This is a genomic window from Methylobacterium sp. 1973 (genome assembly GCF_040545035.1).
Lineage (GTDB): Bacteria > Pseudomonadota > Alphaproteobacteria > Rhizobiales > Beijerinckiaceae > Methylobacterium > Methylobacterium fujisawaense.
The window spans coordinates 196,543-211,586 of sequence record NZ_JBEPLA010000009.1; the positions used below are offsets into that span (position 1 = coordinate 196,543).

At 70.9% G+C, this 15,044-nt stretch carries 19 protein-coding genes; 6 read left to right on the forward strand and 13 right to left on the reverse strand.

Annotated features, from left to right (window positions below):
* Nucleotides 1-30: 30 nt before the first annotated feature.
* From ABIC70_RS18765 to ABIC70_RS18780, 4 genes are all read left to right on the forward strand, one after another.
* Nucleotides 31-1,245: an FAD-dependent oxidoreductase gene (locus ABIC70_RS18765; protein WP_274928952.1), complete on the forward strand. Its 1,215-nt coding sequence runs from the start codon at nt 31-33 to the stop codon at nt 1,243-1,245.
* A 249-nt stretch (nt 1,246-1,494) separates the two neighbouring features.
* The gene (locus tag ABIC70_RS18770; RefSeq protein ID WP_043756315.1) at nt 1,495-2,439 is read left to right on the forward strand and encodes a helix-turn-helix domain-containing protein; all 945 of its coding nucleotides are present in this window, start codon (nt 1,495-1,497) and stop codon (nt 2,437-2,439) included.
* An 836-nt stretch (nt 2,440-3,275) separates the two neighbouring features.
* Nucleotides 3,276-3,569: a hypothetical protein gene (locus ABIC70_RS18775; RefSeq protein WP_043354282.1), complete on the forward strand. Its 294-nt coding sequence runs from the start codon at nt 3,276-3,278 to the stop codon at nt 3,567-3,569.
* A gap of 64 nt (nt 3,570-3,633) precedes the next feature.
* Nucleotides 3,634-3,918: a hypothetical protein gene (locus tag ABIC70_RS18780; protein ID WP_236961499.1), complete on the forward strand. Its 285-nt coding sequence runs from the start codon at nt 3,634-3,636 to the stop codon at nt 3,916-3,918.
* A gap of 24 nt (nt 3,919-3,942) precedes the next feature.
* On the opposite strand, the gene ABIC70_RS18785 is transcribed toward ABIC70_RS18780, so the two are convergent.
* The 3 genes from ABIC70_RS18785 to ABIC70_RS18795 all read right to left on the reverse strand — a co-directional run bounded on the left by ABIC70_RS18785 (nt 3,943) and on the right by ABIC70_RS18795 (nt 5,629).
* The gene (locus tag ABIC70_RS18785) at nt 3,943-4,119 is read right to left on the reverse strand and encodes a hypothetical protein (RefSeq protein ID WP_167337804.1); all 177 of its coding nucleotides are present in this window, start codon (nt 4,117-4,119) and stop codon (nt 3,943-3,945) included.
* Between the two features lie 98 nt (nt 4,120-4,217).
* On the reverse strand, nt 4,218-5,066 hold the full coding sequence (locus ABIC70_RS18790) for a methyltransferase domain-containing protein (RefSeq protein ID WP_043354281.1): 849 nt from the start codon (nt 5,064-5,066) through the stop codon (nt 4,218-4,220).
* Nucleotides 5,067-5,263: 197 nt separating this feature from the next.
* Nucleotides 5,264-5,629: a hypothetical protein gene (locus ABIC70_RS18795; RefSeq protein ID WP_075379914.1), complete on the reverse strand. Its 366-nt coding sequence runs from the start codon at nt 5,627-5,629 to the stop codon at nt 5,264-5,266.
* Nucleotides 5,630-5,693: 64 nt separating this feature from the next.
* Here ABIC70_RS18795 and ABIC70_RS18800 point away from each other — a divergent pair, with 64 nt between their 5' ends.
* Nucleotides 5,694-6,026 (forward strand): hypothetical protein, encoded by a 333-nt coding sequence (locus ABIC70_RS18800; protein WP_043354278.1) that lies wholly within the window; start codon nt 5,694-5,696, stop codon nt 6,024-6,026.
* Here the strand turns inward: ABIC70_RS18800 and ABIC70_RS18805 are convergent.
* From ABIC70_RS18805 to ABIC70_RS18845, 9 genes are all read right to left on the reverse strand, one after another.
* Nucleotides 5,968-6,459, reverse strand: coding sequence for a hypothetical protein (locus ABIC70_RS18805; protein ID WP_244447750.1), 492 nt, complete (start codon nt 6,457-6,459; stop codon nt 5,968-5,970). The two genes, ABIC70_RS18800 and ABIC70_RS18805, sit on opposite strands and share 59 nt — an antisense overlap.
* 132 nt (nt 6,460-6,591) lie before the next feature.
* On the reverse strand, nt 6,592-6,924 hold the full coding sequence (locus ABIC70_RS18810; protein WP_043354274.1) for a hydroxyisourate hydrolase: 333 nt from the start codon (nt 6,922-6,924) through the stop codon (nt 6,592-6,594).
* On the reverse strand, nt 6,921-8,342 hold the full coding sequence (locus ABIC70_RS18815; protein ID WP_111474075.1) for an amidase: 1,422 nt from the start codon (nt 8,340-8,342) through the stop codon (nt 6,921-6,923). Before ABIC70_RS18815 ends, ABIC70_RS18810 begins: the two co-directional genes overlap by 4 nt.
* Nucleotides 8,339-9,091: an aspartate/glutamate racemase family protein gene (locus ABIC70_RS18820; protein ID WP_043386555.1), complete on the reverse strand. Its 753-nt coding sequence runs from the start codon at nt 9,089-9,091 to the stop codon at nt 8,339-8,341. The genes ABIC70_RS18815 and ABIC70_RS18820 overlap by 4 nt, the downstream gene beginning before the upstream one ends.
* Before the next feature lie 6 nt (nt 9,092-9,097).
* Nucleotides 9,098-9,916: an ABC transporter permease gene (locus ABIC70_RS18825; RefSeq protein ID WP_354440551.1), complete on the reverse strand. Its 819-nt coding sequence runs from the start codon at nt 9,914-9,916 to the stop codon at nt 9,098-9,100.
* Nucleotides 9,917-9,923: 7 nt separating this feature from the next.
* Nucleotides 9,924-10,829, reverse strand: a complete 906-nt coding sequence (locus ABIC70_RS18830; protein ID WP_043349751.1) for an ABC transporter permease — start codon at nt 10,827-10,829, stop codon at nt 9,924-9,926.
* Entirely contained in the window at nt 10,826-11,869 is a 1,044-nt protein-coding gene (locus ABIC70_RS18835; RefSeq protein ID WP_043349754.1) for an ABC transporter substrate-binding protein, read from the reverse strand. Before ABIC70_RS18835 ends, ABIC70_RS18830 begins: the two co-directional genes overlap by 4 nt.
* A 37-nt stretch (nt 11,870-11,906) precedes the next feature.
* Nucleotides 11,907-12,989, reverse strand: a complete 1,083-nt coding sequence (locus ABIC70_RS18840) for an ABC transporter ATP-binding protein (RefSeq protein ID WP_043349755.1) — start codon at nt 12,987-12,989, stop codon at nt 11,907-11,909.
* The gene (locus ABIC70_RS18845; protein ID WP_043349762.1) at nt 12,986-13,735 is read right to left on the reverse strand and encodes a maleate cis-trans isomerase family protein; all 750 of its coding nucleotides are present in this window, start codon (nt 13,733-13,735) and stop codon (nt 12,986-12,988) included. The genes ABIC70_RS18840 and ABIC70_RS18845 overlap by 4 nt, the downstream gene beginning before the upstream one ends.
* Nucleotides 13,736-13,911: 176 nt before the next feature.
* Between ABIC70_RS18845 and ABIC70_RS18850 the strand changes: the two genes are divergently transcribed.
* Nucleotides 13,912-14,640, forward strand: a complete 729-nt coding sequence (locus tag ABIC70_RS18850; protein ID WP_043349758.1) for a GntR family transcriptional regulator — start codon at nt 13,912-13,914, stop codon at nt 14,638-14,640.
* Nucleotides 14,641-14,757: 117 nt separating this feature from the next.
* Here ABIC70_RS18850 and ABIC70_RS18855 read toward each other — a convergent pair whose 3' ends face one another.
* The gene (locus tag ABIC70_RS18855; RefSeq protein ID WP_043386543.1) at nt 14,758-15,006 is read right to left on the reverse strand and encodes a PilZ domain-containing protein; all 249 of its coding nucleotides are present in this window, start codon (nt 15,004-15,006) and stop codon (nt 14,758-14,760) included.
* Nucleotides 15,007-15,044: the final 38 nt, after the last annotated feature.

Here is a 15,044-nt window from a genome sequence, read left to right on the forward strand (position 1 = left end):
CGATCTAGGCCTATATCAAGGACAACAAACGTGAAAATCATCATCATCGGTGCGGGGATCGGCGGTCTTTGTCTTGCGCAACATTTGCGCGCATCGCAAATTGAGGTCGCGGTCTATGATCGAGATGCAGGCCCCTGGGATCGAAAGCAGGGCTACCGCCTGCATCTGGATGCCGATGGCATCTCGGCGCTGAAAGCCGCCTTGCCTGGGCCGCTGTTTGCGCTGTTCGAGGCCACCTCGATGCACCCGCTGCCCTACACGACCATCATGGACACGAGTTTCGCAATCCAGCGCCGGTTCCAGACCGACGACTACAGCAAGACGCAGCATCACCTGACCGACGGCATTGCCCAGCATCTGAACGTGAACCGTGCGACCCTGCGCGAGATCCTGTTGCAGGATCTGGAGGATGTTTGTCACTGGGATGCACGGCTCGAAGGTTATGAGACAGATGAGACGGGGGTCTCCGCGATTTTTTCCGATGGCCGGACGGCGCGCGGCACAATGCTGGTGGGTGCGGACGGCGCGGGGTCGGCGTTGCGCCGTCAAAGGGCGCCTGACGCGAAGATGATGGATTCGGGTGCCCGCGCCATCTATGGCCGCCTGGCCTTGAGCGACGCGCGGCGGGTTCTGCCGCCTCACGCCCTGGCCGATATTTTCACCGCCGCCTTCGACACCCGCAAGTTGATCCTGGGCGTGGGGCCTGTGATCTATCCGATGGCGCCCGATCAAGCGGCCCGCGCCTTGCTGCCGCAGGCGAGGCTTCGGACGCAGGATGATTACATCGGCTGCATCATCGCGGGGCGCAAGGAGCTGTTCGGGGACGACGAAGCCGCCCTGCGCGCGGCCTCCAGCGACACGCTGCAGGATCTGGCGAGCCGGCTTCTGGCAGAGTGGCCGTCAGGGGCTGCAAAGGTGCCGCGGGCGGGCGAAGCGGGTTCATTCTTCTATGTCGAGATGGCCTCTTGCATTCCCTTCGATCTCCAGCCGGAGACGAGGGTCACGCTCCTGGGCGACGCGATCCACACGATGACGCCCAGCCTGGGGCGAGGCGCGAACGTCGCCTTGCGCGATGCGGGGCTTTTGAGGAACTGGATCGTGAAGCATCACAAAGGCGAGTTGTCCTGCGATGCAGCGCTTCAGGCGTATGAGCGGGAGATGACCACCTATGGCTTCGAGGTGGTTCGCCGTTCGGCGGATATGGGTGCAAAGCTCCTTGGACAGGATCCCCTGTCGCCGAGTTGAAACGGCGGCGACAGCCAACCCGGCCTCGAACGAAAGTGGGGCGCGAACGAGTTATGACCGCTTCCGGGATGCGCTGATCGTCGCCTAAGCGTCTGGCATGGGTCGCGTCCGGAAACGCGGCTCGGGATGGGTTTCCGCCGGTCCGTTTTCGGGCGGCCCGCAATGCTTGAATCCTTAGATTATATACAATAGACGGACGGCCCCTCCAATCTCCGCCCTCGTATGGCGAGCTGTGGACCGAGACCGCGGATGCGACCGCTTTTCTCGACTGAGGGCCTCCACCCCAGGATCGCCTTCCGGCGATGGCGGGAGATGATGTGCGATCAGATGGTTCCGAACGAGATCCGGAATCTTGACGCTGCGCCGTTCCACGGCCGGATCGAGGTCACCGCGATCGGAGCATTGCCGATCACGCGAAGCGTTCAGAGTTCCACCCGGACCGAAGTGACACCCGAGGCGGTGCGGCGGAACGGCCGGGGTGACCGCCTCTACGCGGTCTTCAGCCAATCCGGCCGCCATGCCGTCCAGCAGAACGAGCGTGAGGCGCTAGCTCGGGCCGGCGATTTCGTCGTGCTCGATCATCGACCGGGCGTGAGCGAGATCGAGACCGGCACCTTCCTGATCCTCGACCTGCCGCGGGAGCGCCTGGAGAGCGTGCTGGGCCCGTCTCAACTGTTCACTGCCCTCGCGGTCGAGGCCAACCTCGCCTCTACGATGCTCGCGAACACCTACGTCCAGGAACTGATCCGGGTGGGAGATCGGCTCAACCCCGACGGTGCGGCGCGCATGGCGTCGATCGGGATCGATCTCGTCGTGGCCAGTCTCGCCGAACGGTTGGCGCAGGAGGTGCCCCGCTCCATACACGGCAACGCCACCGTCCAGCGCGCCAAGGCCTACGTCGAGGCGCACTTGAGTGACACGACCCTCGACCCGCCGAAGCTCGCCGCCGCGGTCGGCGTGTCGCTGCGCCGGCTGCAGGAGCTGTTCCACGAGCGCGACCGGCACATCTCCGACTACATCTGGGGACGCCGGCTAGAGGCGGCAGCCAAGCGCCTAGCCGATCCGGCCTGCGCCCACCTGTCGATCGGCATGCTGGCTTACGGCTGCGGCTTCAGCAGCCAGGCGCATTTCGCGCGCCGCTTCAAGGATCGCCACGGCATGAGCCCGCGTGACTACCGGCGGGCGCACAGGTAGGATGGGCCGCCGGCCGCATCCGTTTTCGGGCTGTCGTCCGAGTCCGCCGAGTGGCCGAATTGGATCGGAGACGGACCGTCCGCTCTTACTTCGAGATTGCCCCGACCGGCCCGCTCCGGGTCGGCCGGATAGGGGCGCCGACCGCCGGGCTGATCTTTGTCAGTCGCTCGGATGACGGGAAACCCGACGGCGTGACGGTGGCCATCGATGGGACGACGACCGTCCGCGCCGCCGCCCGCACGCTGACGCACGCGCGGCCCGTCGCCGTTCCGTTTGTGGCCGGTCGACCAGCAGATGCAGGTCGCTGTCCCGCAGGGCCGCCCCGCTGCCCTCGCCTGCGTCACGGCCTGGCTGGACGAGGCGAAGCGGACAGGCGTCGTCCACAGGATCTTCGAGGCCCGCGGCTTCGGTCAGGACGCGGTTGCCTCCCAGACCAGCGCAGCTGGCTCACCGGTCGAGCCGCGTCGGAGCGCCCGTCACATCGCATTCGGGTGGACGGCGGAGGGCCGGGCGCGCGGCTCCGCACGGACGCGAGGCCCGGATCCCATTCATGGGCGGCAATGGCCCGCTTCCCTGGCCGCACGGGGCCGACCGCCGGGTGAAGAGCGGCCACGAACGGGGAGCCTCGATGAGGGGATGCCAGGGCGAACGGCCAGCCGCGCAGACGCATGGGGCGCCCGATCCGCCGCATGACGTCGATGGTTCACAATCCAACACGTCGGAGTTGCGAACCGCCCGCGTGGCTTGCTGCCCAGGATTGCTTGTGGAACCGTATGGGCCTGGGAGAGGTGACAGATGCTCCGCACCGAGCGTTCCAAGACGAAGCGCGATCTGAGATGACGGCTGAGGGTCCGCCCGACAAGATGGCCGAGGTTGCTGGACTGGCGGCCGCCATCGCCGACCACATCCTCGCGCAGCACGAGGCCGGTCTCACGATCCCGCCGGACCAGTTCAGGATGCTCGTGAGCGCCGCCCGGATGCTCCTGGACAACGGCGTATCGTGGCCGCCATCGGTGACATACCTCGTGATGGAAGTCGCCCGGCGGGTCGAGGAAGCCGAGCCTCCGCCCAAGGGCGACGAGGTCGTGGCGCACCTGACGCGGGCGCTCAACGCGGCCAAACCCACCTGAGGCCTGCCTGAGGCGCACCGTCACGCGGCGGGCGCGCCGATTTCCTGCGGGATCGGCGCCCTATATGGGCCCCATGCCCACACTCGGCCTCAAGCTCCCGCTCCGGATCTGCGTCCTCGAGAACGCCGCCTGCGTCGAGGATGCCGGCGGCCGGCGCACCGGCTTCGTCTACTGGGACGAGGGCAGGCCGGGAGGAGGCGACAGTGCCTTCACCCGCGCCGAGGCCATCGAGCAGGTCCGGATCATCGCGAGCGCCTGGGCCGGCGCCCTGGTCCACAGCGGCACCCTCGACACCGGCCCGGCACCCGAGCCGGGCGCCGCCGCCGCCGAGCCCTCTCCGGAAGGCTGACCGCTCCCGGTGGAGCGGGATCCGCTACAGGCCGGCGCCGCTCACGTACGAGACCGGCGCGCCCGAGCTCGTCGCGGAGGCCGCCACGGTGGCGGCGATCCAGTCGCCGTCGCCGGTCGCGGGCACCCGCCACGCCCGTGCCATGGCCCACATCTGACGGCGCCAGAGCCAGAGGCGGAGGGTGTGGATGAGGTCGTACACGGCCGGCCCCCCATGCTGTCGCTCCCGTCCATGTGGGGCGCGCGCTCGGTCCGCTCAAGCGTGCGGCGCCCTCATGGCCGCGTTCGGATGCCCCGCACCTAAGCGGCGACGTGCTTCATCACGAAGTGGAAGCCGAGTTCGGGGTTCTTGCTGAAATCGGCATCGTAGAATGCGTTCTCATTGCCGGAACCTCGGCAAAAATCCTTGAACTGAAACATGCTCTTCGGGACGAATTCGAGCCCGTGCTGCCGGACAAGCTCGCGCCACCACGTCTCCGGCTTGACTGTAGGATGGTAGCTCACGCCGTTGGCGACATCGTCGTATGTCGCGGCGGAGCCCACGAAAAGACCGCCGTCGGCCAGATGAGATTTCACATTGGCAAACAGCTGAGGAAGCAACGATTCCTCGATGTGCTCGAGGACCTCCCACATCGTGATGACGTCAAATTTGGCTTTCGTACCCGTCTTCTGATCTATCAGAGAAAATGGCTTGGTAATATCGCATGTCTTTAGATAATCTGGAATGATAGACCATTCGGCGCGCTGCGCGCGAAGGGAGTAATCGCTTCCCTCGATCCCGAATGCCGCGTTGCCTCTGATGAGGAAATCGAAGACGAGGCCGCCCCCTGCGCAGCCGAGGTCCAGGGCGGTGACCTTTCGGCCGAAATGGCTTTCGATCGCATGACAGAACCGCTGATTGCGTGTATTGTCATCCTTTGTTCCGCGCGGAACCGTGTGATCGTTGCTCTCGTAGGCGATCGGATGATCTGTCACGAGACAGAAGTTGTTTTTCGGCGCCAGCTGAACGACGGCGAGGCGCCTGACATCTTGCATCTGTGCGAGCTGCTGCGCGTGAGCCGCCATGATCTTGCTGTCGAGGGCGGCGTAGAGCTGGCGGCCCACATCAAGAATCTGCTGGGTGATGAATTGCTTGTCTTGGTCGTTCATCACAAATTCCTGACGATCGATCTCGGTGTGACGCGGCGTGGCTGAGCCCGAATTTATCCCAGATCCTGTATCAAATCTTTACGCGACGGTCTGAATCCGGGGCGCGAAGCGGCGGCGCCCCGCCCGACGGCGCGCTTCGTCCGGGACCTGCGTCCGGGACCTGCCGCCAGCCCGGTCCGGTAGGCCGACCGAACGCCTCACGCCCCCGCCCCCGGCAGCCCGGTCCAGGCCTCGCGGATGAGCGCGAGGCGCTGAGCGGCCCGCGCCGCGTCGGCCTCCGCGACCTGGTGGAGGACCGCCTCCAGCGCCTCGGATCCGCCGAGCGCCGCGGCCGCCGCGCCCTGGCGGCGCATGGCGGAGCGGTGTGCCCGCATCGCCGGCCCCGCCTTCGGCCCCGTTTCGATCCCCTCCAGGGTGGCGATCAGGGCCGCCGCGAACGGGGCGACGTCGCGCCAGGATGCCGCTGTGGTCGCCGCTGTGGTCGCCGTCGAGGTCGCCGGCTCGGGGGAGGCGGCCTGCGTCGGCGGCGGCGCGGAGAAGCTGGTGGTGAGCGGTCGCTTCATGACGAACCTCCACGGGCGCGATATCTAAGGGGGATCGGCCGGCGCGGAGCTGTACGAGGAGCGCATGGCCGAAAGGCGGAAGGCCACCGGATCCGGCGAGGACGGCCTGTCGCGCCACATCCTCCCCAATGCCGGTACGATGGTCGGTGTCTGCACCACGCTGATCGGCCTCGTGAAGATCGCCGAGGGCTGGATCGGGCCGAGCCACGTCGACGAGGCCGCCGCCCTGACGGCGGTCCTGTTCCTGGTCAGCGCGATCGCGTCCTACCTGTCGATCCGTCTGGGGGATGTCAGCGACCTCGCGATCCGCCTGGAGCGCTGCGCCGACATCTGTTTCGTCATCGGGCTGATCGGCCTGACGCTGATCTCGGTTCTGTTCGCCTACGAGACGATCTGACGGCGTGCCGCAGGGAACCGTCGGGCAGGGCATCGGGGTCGGTCAGCGCCGCCGCGAGGAGCGCGAACAGACCGAGATGCAGGGCGAGCGCCGCCGAGCCGGCATCGTGCAGGGACCACAGGCCGGCCGCACCGACCGCCATGAGCGGCGGCCCGGCCACGTAGACGAGGCTCCGCCACGCGGCCGCGGGGCGTCCGAGGCGCCAGAGGCAGCCGGCCAGCGCCGCCAGGGCAAACCCGCCCTTGATCAGCGCCATGAAGCGGATCACCCGCACGAGATCGGGGTCGATGGCTGCCGCAGGGGAGCGTCCGGCCGCGACCCAGGCCAGCGGAAGTGCGAGGACCGTCAGCGCGGCCAGCATCAGGCGCGCCGGAGGGGCGCCGCGCGTCGCGCGCCCAGCCGCGGCCGGGATCGTCATCGCCTGAACCCGCATCGGCTTCCTCCTGCGCCCCGCTCCGATCGGAATCGAGTCTAGGCGCTCCGGGGGCCTCGGTCACCTCAAAGGGAGAGGGAGCCGGCAGGGCCGCGCCGCCGCAGGCGCGTGCCGGGACGACGCACCCCCGGCTCAGCAGCCGCGGAACAGGGCGACGCCGAAGGCGGTGAATTTCAGCGGCAGGTGGCAGTGGCCGTCGGGGTCGTCGATCCGGAAGCGGATCGCGGCCTCCTCCAGGAACCCCTCCCCCGCCGCCCCGACGAAGTCCCCGATCGCGAACACGACCTCGTAGAGGCCGGCGGCGAGCCGCGTCCGCACGATCGGATGATCGAGCGTCCCGTCCGCGCCGAGCCGCCCCTCGGCGAGCACCCGCCGCCGGGACCCGGCCCGCAGGACGCGCACGCGCATCCCCGCGGCCGGCCGGCCCGTGGCGGCGTCGACGGCGTGGAGCGACAGGCCGGTCACGGGGCGCCGCCCTCCCAGAGCATCCGCCAGGGATGGGCGGCCTCGTAGGCCGCCGCCATCGCCACCAGAGCCTCGTCGCGGCCCCAGGGCGCCACGAGCTGGAACCCGATCGGCAGCCCGGCACGGGAGGGGCGGCAGGGGATCGAGATCCCGGGACAGCCGGCGGCGTTGACGAAGCCCGTGAAGGTCGCCGAGCCGCGGGGGCCCACCGGCACCCCGGCGATGCGCTCCGGATGGGTGTCCTCCGCCCGCCAGGGTAGCGCCGCCGCCGTGGGCGTCATCAGCAGATCATGCGCGGCGAACAGGGCGGCGAGATCCTGACGCAGCGCCAGCGCCATCCGCTGCACGTCGAACAGGTCGGCCGCCGAGAGGGCCGCCCCGGCCTCCGCCAGGGCGCGGATGTCGGGGCCGAGGTCGTCGCGCCGGCCCGGATGCGCCCGCATCAGCCAGGCGATTCCGGCCTGGCCGAGGATTGGCCACGCCTCCGTGATGGCGGTCGCCGCGTCGAAGCGGCCGGTCTCGACCCGGTGGCCGAGGCCGGCGAGGCGCCCGGCCGCCTCGGCGACGCTGTCGGCGATCTCGGGATCGACCGGGGCGGTGCCGAAGGCCGGGACATGGAGGATCCGCAGCGGGCGCTCCGGCATTGCGGCGGTCCCGAACGGGCCGAAGCCGTTCGGCGCGACCGCGTTCGGATCGGCCGCCCCGAGGATCCGCATCAGCGCCGCGAGGTCGTCGACCGTGCGCGCCATCGGCCCGACCACCTCGAGGTCGAGCATGATCGGCGGCAGCCCGCCGGTTCGCGGCACCCGTCCGGCGGTGGGTTTCAGGCCGACGAGGCCGGTATGGGAGGCGGGGCGGCGGATCGAGCCGCCCGCATCGGTCCCGAGGGCCAGGGGCCCGATCCCGGCGGCCACCGCCGCGACGGCGCCACCGCTGGAGCCCCCCGGGGTCAGCGCCGGATCCCAGGGGTTGCGGGTGACGCCGGAGACCGGGTTCCCGGTATAGCCCTGGACGGTCAGTTCCGGGACGTTGGTCTTGCCCAGGATCACCGCTCCGGCCGCGCGCAGGCGGGCCACCGGCGTCTCGTCCCGGTCCGCCCCCTGCCCCGCGTAGAGCCGGCTGCCCCAGCCGGTGGCGAACCCGGCGACGTTCAGGCTGTCCTTGATGGTCACCGGCACGCCGTCGAGGGGGCCGAGCGGCCGGCCCGCCGCCCAGCGGGCCGCGCTCGCCGCGGCGGCGCGCGCCGCACCTTCGGGATCGACGGCGACCAGGGCGTTGAGCCCCGGGTTCACGGCCTCGGCCCGGTCCAGGCAGGCGCGGGCGGCCGCGACCGGGCTCGCCGTCCCGGCGGCGTAGCGTCGGCCCAGGGCGGTGGCCGAGAGGGTCCAGAGCGGGCCCGTCGCATCGGTCTGCATCATGGCTCTCCCTCGCGATGCGCGATCCAGCGGGCGAGCGGCCCGCTCAGGCCCGTGGCCGGTTTCGCGGGCGGCCGGGCGAAGCGTCCGGCCCGGGGCGGCCGCGTCCCGAGCCGCACCAGCGCCTGCGCCTGGCCGAGGGCGGCCGCCAGCGGGTCGACCAGGGGCACCGGCACCGCGTCCCGCAGGGTCGTGGCGAGGCCGGCGAGGGGCGCCCCGGCCAGGATCACCGCGTCGGCCCCCTCTTCGACCGCCCGCTCGGCCAGGGCCAGGATCTCGGGCCGCAAGTCGTCCTGGACCTCGGTCACCGCCTGGAACGGCCGGCGCACCGCGTAGAGGCCGGCGCAGCGGGCCGACAGGCCGGCCAGGGCCACCGCATCCTCGTACCAGGGCAGCAGCGCGGGGGCGAAGGTGACGATCGCGAAGCGCGCTCCGACCTGGCAGGCGGTCAGCATCGCCGCCTCGGCCATCCCGACCACCGGCAGGTCGAACAGCTCCCGCGCCGCGATCAGCCCGGGATCGCCGTAGGCCGCGATCACCGCGGCATCGTGGCCGGCCTGGTGCGCGGCGAGCGTCTCCAGCACCGCCGCGCCGGCGAGCTGCGCCTCGGCCCGGCTGGCGATGTAGGGCAGGCCCGTCGTGGCGGTGAGCGCGGTGATCCGCGCATCGGGGGCCAGCGCCGCCTGCGCCGCCCGCGCCATGCGTTCGGTCATCGCCGCGGAGGTGTTCGGGTTGAGGAGCAGGATCCGCATGGCGGGTCAGCCCGCCATCCGGCGGGACAGGCCGGCGGCCCGCTCCATCACCACCGCCAGCACCACCGTCACCAGGATCAGCAGGCTGGAGGCCGCCGCCACCGTGACGTCGAGGCGCCCCTCCAGATCCTGCCACATCCGGATCGGCAGCATGTCGGTGGCGGCGTCGCGCAGGAACAGCGAGACCGGGACGTTGTCGAAGCTCGCCATGAAGGCGACGAAGCCCCCGGCCAAGATCCCGGGCCGGATCAGCGGCAGGGTCACCCGGCGGAACGTGTAGAGGCGCGAGGCGCCGAGCGAGGTCGAACTCTCCAGCAGCACCGGGTCCATCTGCGACAGGGCCGCGACCGTGGTGCGGACCACGAAGGGCACGCAGACCACGGTGTGGCCGAGGATCAGGGTCAGCGGCGAGACCGGGATCCCGGCGAGGCTGAACAGCATCAGGGCGGCGAGCCCGAAGGCCAGGGCCGGCAGGACCAGCGGCGACAGGAACAGGCTGTCGAGGAGCCGCGCGGAAAGCCGCCGCGACCGGGCGATGGCGAGCGCAGCCGCGGTGCCCAGCACCACCGACAGGAGGGTCGCCCAGCCCGCCACCACCAGGCTGTTCCAGGCGGCGGCCTGGAGCTGCTCGGCCTCCGCGAGCGCCGCGTACCAGCGCAGGGAATAGCCCGGCGGCGGGAAGCGCAGGGAGAAGCCGTTGGTGAACGAGACCACCACGACGATCACGGTCGGTGCCGCCAGCAGGACGAGGCAGAGGCCGGCGAGCAGCAGCACGGTGCCGTGGAAGCTGAACCAGTCGAAGTCGCGCCGCAGGGACGTCCGCATGGTGACCTCAGGCTTGCGCGTAGCCGCGCGACAGGCGGCCCACGAGGTTGAGGAGCGTCACGCAGGCCAGCACCGCCACGAGGAAGACGATCGCGATCGCCGCCGCGAAAGGCCAGTTGTTGAGCGAGGAGGCCTGCTGGTACAGGTACATGGGCATGAACAGCATCTGCCCGCCGCCGATCAGCGACTGGGTGATGAAGGCCGTGATCGCCGCCGCGAAGGTCAGCAGGCAGCCCGCCACGATGCCGGGCAGGCAGAGCGGCAGGGTCACCCGGAGGAAGGTGCGCCACGCCCCCGCCCCCAGAGCCGCCGAGGCGTCGGCGAGGTTCGGGTCGATCCGCGACAGGGCGGTGACCAGCGGCAGAACCATCAGGGGCATCTGCACCTGCGCCAGCGCCAGGACGAGGCCGCCCTCGGTGTAGAGCAGCTTCAGCGGCGTGTCGGTGAGGCCGAGGCCGAGGAGGGCGGCGTTGACGATGCCCTGGCGCCCGAGGATCACGATCCACGCGAAGGTCCGCACCACCACGCTCGTGAGCAGCGGCAGCAGCACGATCAGGGTCAGCAGGCCGCGCAGGCGGCCGGGCGCCCAGGTCAGGAGCAGCGCCAGCGGCAGGCCGAGCAGCAGGGTCAGCGCCGTGACCTCGACGCCGAGCCACAGGGTCGCGCCGAGCACCCGCAGGGAGAACGGGTCGAGCAGGAACCGGGCGTACTGGTCGAGGCCGAACCGGGTCATGCCCGGATCGGCGTAGAAGCTCACCAGCAGCAGCAGCGCCAGCGGCGCCAGGAAGAAGACCAGGAAGAACGCCCCGAGGGGCAGGGCGAGGCGGATGTCGTAGGCCGCCGTCCAGGCGCGGACCGGGCGGCCGGGCGCCGCGACCGGGCCCGCCGTCGCCATGGCCGGGCCGGCGGTCACACCCGGATCTCGCGGTTGAAGCGCTCGATCCAGGCCGACCGGCTGCGGTTGATCGCGGCCCAGTCCTGGAAGACCGACTTGCGCTTCAGTTCGTCCGCGTCCTTGGCCAGCACCTTCGCGATCGCGCCCTCGATCGCGACCTTCCGGTTGGTCGGCACGATCAGGTAGGGGCTCTGCATCAGCTTGGCCTGCACCTCCGGCGAGAGGGCGGCCTCGATCAGCTTGAAGGCCAGCTCCTTTACCGGCGTGTTCTTGACGATGTGGATCGTCGTCTTGAAGGCGATGATGCCCTCCTTCGGAATCGCGAACTCCACCGGCACGCCCCGGGCCTTCAGGATCTGGATCGCGTTGAAATTGCCCGGCCCGATGTCGACCTGCTCCTGCTGGTAGAGGGCCGCCAGGGCGCCCGGGTTGGCCGCCACGGCGGCGAGGTTCGGCTTGAGCGCCTCCAGCGCCTTGAAGCCCGGCTCGACATCGGTCTCCGAGCCGCCGTGCATCCGGGCGATCTCCACGAGGAAGCCGGTGCCGAGCGTCGAGTTCAGGTTGGTGATGCCGACCCGGCCCTTGTACTCGGGCTTCCACAGGTCGGCCCAGGAGGTCGGCGGCGTCTTCACCTTCTCGGGGTTGTAGGTCAGGCCGACGATCTGGAAGAACGGCGCCGGGCCCATCGGCTCCTGCGCGTCGGCGATCAGGTCGCCGTAATGGGCCGACTGGGCCACCGGATAGGGCTCGACGAGGTCCTGGGCGATGGCCGTGAGGGCGGGGCCCGGATCGTGCAGCATCACGTCGATCGGCGGGTTGGCGCGGGCGGCCTGGACCTTGGCGATCTGGTCGACCGAGAGCATCGGATCGAGGATGACGTCGCCCCCCGAGCTTTTGCGGAAGGCCGGCACCAGCACGGCCCGGTGCGCCTCCTCCCAGCTGCCCGTGAAGGTGGCGAAGACGAGCTTGCGCGCCTGCGCGCGGGACAGGCCCGGGAAGGCCTGCGCGGCGCCGAGGGTCAGGGCGCCGGCGAGGAGGCTGCGGCGGTGCAGGGTCATGGTCGGCTCTCCTGGCTCGGACTCGGGCGGCTCGGCTTCAGTGGCGGGAATCGGGGAAGACGCTGACCCGCTCGGGCGCGGTCGGCGACAGGCGCACGCGGGTGCCGGGCGGCCGGGGCCGGGCGCCCGCGGCCCGGGCCTCGGCGGTCTTCAGGCGGGCGCCGCCGTCGAGGCGGATCTCGTGGACCAGGGTGGCGCCGAGCGGCAGGCCGATCTCGACCACGCCGTCGAGCCCCTCCCCTCCGGTCGCGAAGGCGACGTGCTCTGGCCGCAGGCAGGCGGCCACCCGCGTCCCGTCCGGCAAGGCCGTGACGGTGGGCAGAAGGCCGCCGGTCTCCAGGGCCACCACGCGGGTGCCCCCCGGCCCGGTCGCGAGCCGGCCGTGCAGGACGTTGGCCGTGCCCACGAAGGTGTTGACGAACAGCGTCTCGGGGCGGTCGTAGACGTCGGTGGGCGGTGCGAACTGCTCCAGGCGGCCGGCATTGAGCACGGCGACCCGGTCGGCCATCGACAGGGCCTCCTCCTGGTCGTGCGTGACGATCAGCGTGGTGGTGCCGGCGCTGCGCTGGATGCGCTTGATCTCGATCTGCATGTCGAGGCGCAGGTTCTTGTCGAGGGCCGCGAAGGGCTCGTCGAGGAGCAGGATCGAGGGGCGCACGGCGAGCGCCCGGGCCAGCGCCACCCGCTGCTGCTGGCCGCCCGACATCTCCCGCGGGTAGCGCCCGGCGAGGTGCTCCAGCCGCACCAGCGCCAGCATCTCGGCCACCCGTGCCTTCTGCTCGGCCCGCCCGACCCCCCGGGCCGCGAGGCCGTAGGCGACGTTGTCGGCGACGCTCATGTGGGGAAACAGGGCGTAGTTCTGGAACACGATGCCGACGGTGCGGCGGTTCGGCGGCAGGTGGTCGACCGCCTGGCCGCCGATGATGACGCGCCCCTCCGTCGGCTTCAGGAAGCCCGCCACCGCCCGCAGCAGGGTGGTCTTGCCGCAGCCCGAGGGCCCGAGCAGCGCCACGAGCTCGCCGCCCTTGATGTCGAGGGTCACGGTGTCGACGGCGAGCGCCGTCCCGTAGCGCTGGGTGATCCCGTCGAGGATCAGGGTGGTTCCGGCTCCGGCGCTCACGGACGGCCCTCCCCGTCCGCCGCGAAGGCGCGGCCATGGGCGGCGAGATGCGCGGTCGGGCAGCCGGCGAGGTCCAGGCCCTTCCACAGGGTGACGGCCACCGAATCGATCACCGGCACGCCGAGTTCGGCCTCCAGATCCGGAGCCAGGACGGCGCCCGCGAGATTTGTGCAGACGATCGCCACCGCGTCGACGCCCTCGGCCGCCACCGCCCGGACCATGCCGGCGATGGCCTCGGGACCGGCCTCGGCGAAGGCGAAATTCTCCGACAGGCCGAGATGGCGCTCGGCGCCGCAGTCGAATCCGGCCGCACCCCAGTTGGCCTGGATCCGGCGCTGGACGTCGCCGGTATAGGGCGTGACGAGGCCGATCCGCCGGAAGCCCCGGGCGCGGAACAGGTCGCGGAAGGCGAGCGCGGCGGTGGAGGCCGGGCGTCCGGTCCGGTCGGTGATCGCCGCGCCGAGGCGCTCGTCCGCGTCGAAGCCGAGCCACGCGCCGGAGGTGCCGTTCCACAGGATCGCGGCGACCCGGGCGTCGGCGAGCAGGTCGGCCGCGCTCAGGATCGGCTCGGGGTCGAACTGGTCCAGCGCCGCCGCCGACAGGCCGATCTCCGTCACGCGGAAGCGGGCGAAGTGGGCGCTCACACCCGCGCAGCCGGCCAGCAGATGGGCGGTGGCCGGCTCGAGGACGCTGTTCGACGAGGGCGTCAGCATGCCCAGGCGCGTCGTGCGGTTCGGTCGTTCCATCGCATCCTTCCCCGACACGCGGAGCATCCGACAGGCCGGGACGAGCGACAAGGCATTTTCTGCATGCTGCATGCAATTTGCGCAAATGCATGATATGGCAGCGCAAGTGGCCGAAAAATGGATCATCGATCGGGCGGCCGCACGCGCTAGGCTGGCGCGGTGGAGTGGGAGGATCGATGGACGTCGTCGCACGAGGCCGGGGCCGGCCCCGCAAGGCCCTGATCGTCCCCGCCGCGCAGGTGCACAGGATCGGACTGCACGAGCAGGCGGCGGCCCGGCTCAAGGACATGATCGTCCGCGGCGTGCTGCCGGCGGGCGCGACCCTCGTGGAGACGGACCTTTCCGTCGCGCTCGGGGTCTCCCGGACCCCGCTGCGGGAAGCCCTCAAGCTCCTGGCCGCGGAGGGGCTGGTCGACCTGCACCCGAATCGCAGCGCGCGCGTCCCGGACTGGACGCCGGAAGAGATCCTCGAACTGTTCGAGGCCTTGGCCGGCATCGAGCGGCTCACCGCGGAACTTGCCGCGCCGCGGATCTCCGAGGCCCTGATGGACGACCTGCGCGGCAAGCAGGCTCAGCTCGACCGCATGCACCGGGACCAGGCGCTCGATGCCTATTTCGCCCTCAACCAGGAGATCCACCGGACGATCGTCACGGCCGCCCACAACCGTCCGCTGGCGGAGGCCCACGCGCCGCTCCAGGCCCGGGCTCAGTGGGCGCGCCTGCGCGCGCTCTCCAGCGGCAGCCGCTGGGCGGAATCCGCCCGGGAGCACCGGGATCTGTTCGAGGCCCTCGCCGGGCGGGACGCCGCCGAGGCCGGGGCCATCGCCCATCGCCACGTGCTGCGGACCGGCGTGGTGATCGCCGAGACGCTCCACGCCCGGCGCGCGGCCCCCGCCGCCCGGTAAGGAAACGTTAACCCTGTCGGCGCAACGGTGGGCCACCAGCCGGACGCAGGCCTTCCACGCCCCTCCGATCCGCCCCTCAACACGGGTGGGCGTGGAAGCCTCGTCCGGCGCGGGCCGTCAGGCGTCGTCGAACGCGATCCCGAGTTCGGTTTCCTGACGCCACGTGACGCGAACTGGCCGACGCTGACCGTTGATCCCGTAGGACAGCACGAAGGCGTCGGGAACGCCGATCACGCTGACGACGCGCAGGCGGGCGCCGCCGTCCGAGATGTTGCGGATCGTACAGTCGATCGCACCGCCACCGGCGAGTTCGATGTGCCCCTCGAGAAGCGTCCGTCTGCGGGGCGCCACACGTCTGTCGTCCATCCTCGTTACCCTTGGCTTGCGGGGCCGGATTCCACGCG

Coding starts and splice junctions, on each gene's coding strand:
- ABIC70_RS18855 (WP_043386543.1), bottom strand. CDS start 15,006: ATGGACGACAGACGTGTGGCGCCCCGCAGACGGACGCTTCTCGAGGGG.
- ABIC70_RS18845 (WP_043349762.1), bottom strand. CDS start 13,735: ATGGAACGACCGAACCGCACGACGCGCCTGGGCATGCTGACGCCCTCG.
- ABIC70_RS18770 (WP_043756315.1), top strand. CDS start 1,495: ATGCGACCGCTTTTCTCGACTGAGGGCCTCCACCCCAGGATCGCCTTC.
- ABIC70_RS18820 (WP_043386555.1), bottom strand. CDS start 9,091: ATGCGGATCCTGCTCCTCAACCCGAACACCTCCGCGGCGATGACCGAA.
- ABIC70_RS18775 (WP_043354282.1), top strand. CDS start 3,276: ATGACGGCTGAGGGTCCGCCCGACAAGATGGCCGAGGTTGCTGGACTG.
- ABIC70_RS18835 (WP_043349754.1), bottom strand. CDS start 11,869: ATGACCCTGCACCGCCGCAGCCTCCTCGCCGGCGCCCTGACCCTCGGC.
- ABIC70_RS18795 (WP_075379914.1), bottom strand. CDS start 5,629: ATGAAGCGACCGCTCACCACCAGCTTCTCCGCGCCGCCGCCGACGCAG.
- ABIC70_RS18825 (WP_354440551.1), bottom strand. CDS start 9,916: ATGCGGACGTCCCTGCGGCGCGACTTCGACTGGTTCAGCTTCCACGGC.
- ABIC70_RS18805 (WP_244447750.1), bottom strand. CDS start 6,459: ATGCGGGTTCAGGCGATGACGATCCCGGCCGCGGCTGGGCGCGCGACG.
- ABIC70_RS18800 (WP_043354278.1), top strand. CDS start 5,694: ATGGCCGAAAGGCGGAAGGCCACCGGATCCGGCGAGGACGGCCTGTCG.
- ABIC70_RS18850 (WP_043349758.1), top strand. CDS start 13,912: ATGGACGTCGTCGCACGAGGCCGGGGCCGGCCCCGCAAGGCCCTGATC.
- ABIC70_RS18780 (WP_236961499.1), top strand. CDS start 3,634: ATGGGCCCCATGCCCACACTCGGCCTCAAGCTCCCGCTCCGGATCTGC.
- ABIC70_RS18815 (WP_111474075.1), bottom strand. CDS start 8,342: ATGATGCAGACCGATGCGACGGGCCCGCTCTGGACCCTCTCGGCCACC.
- ABIC70_RS18790 (WP_043354281.1), bottom strand. CDS start 5,066: ATGAACGACCAAGACAAGCAATTCATCACCCAGCAGATTCTTGATGTG.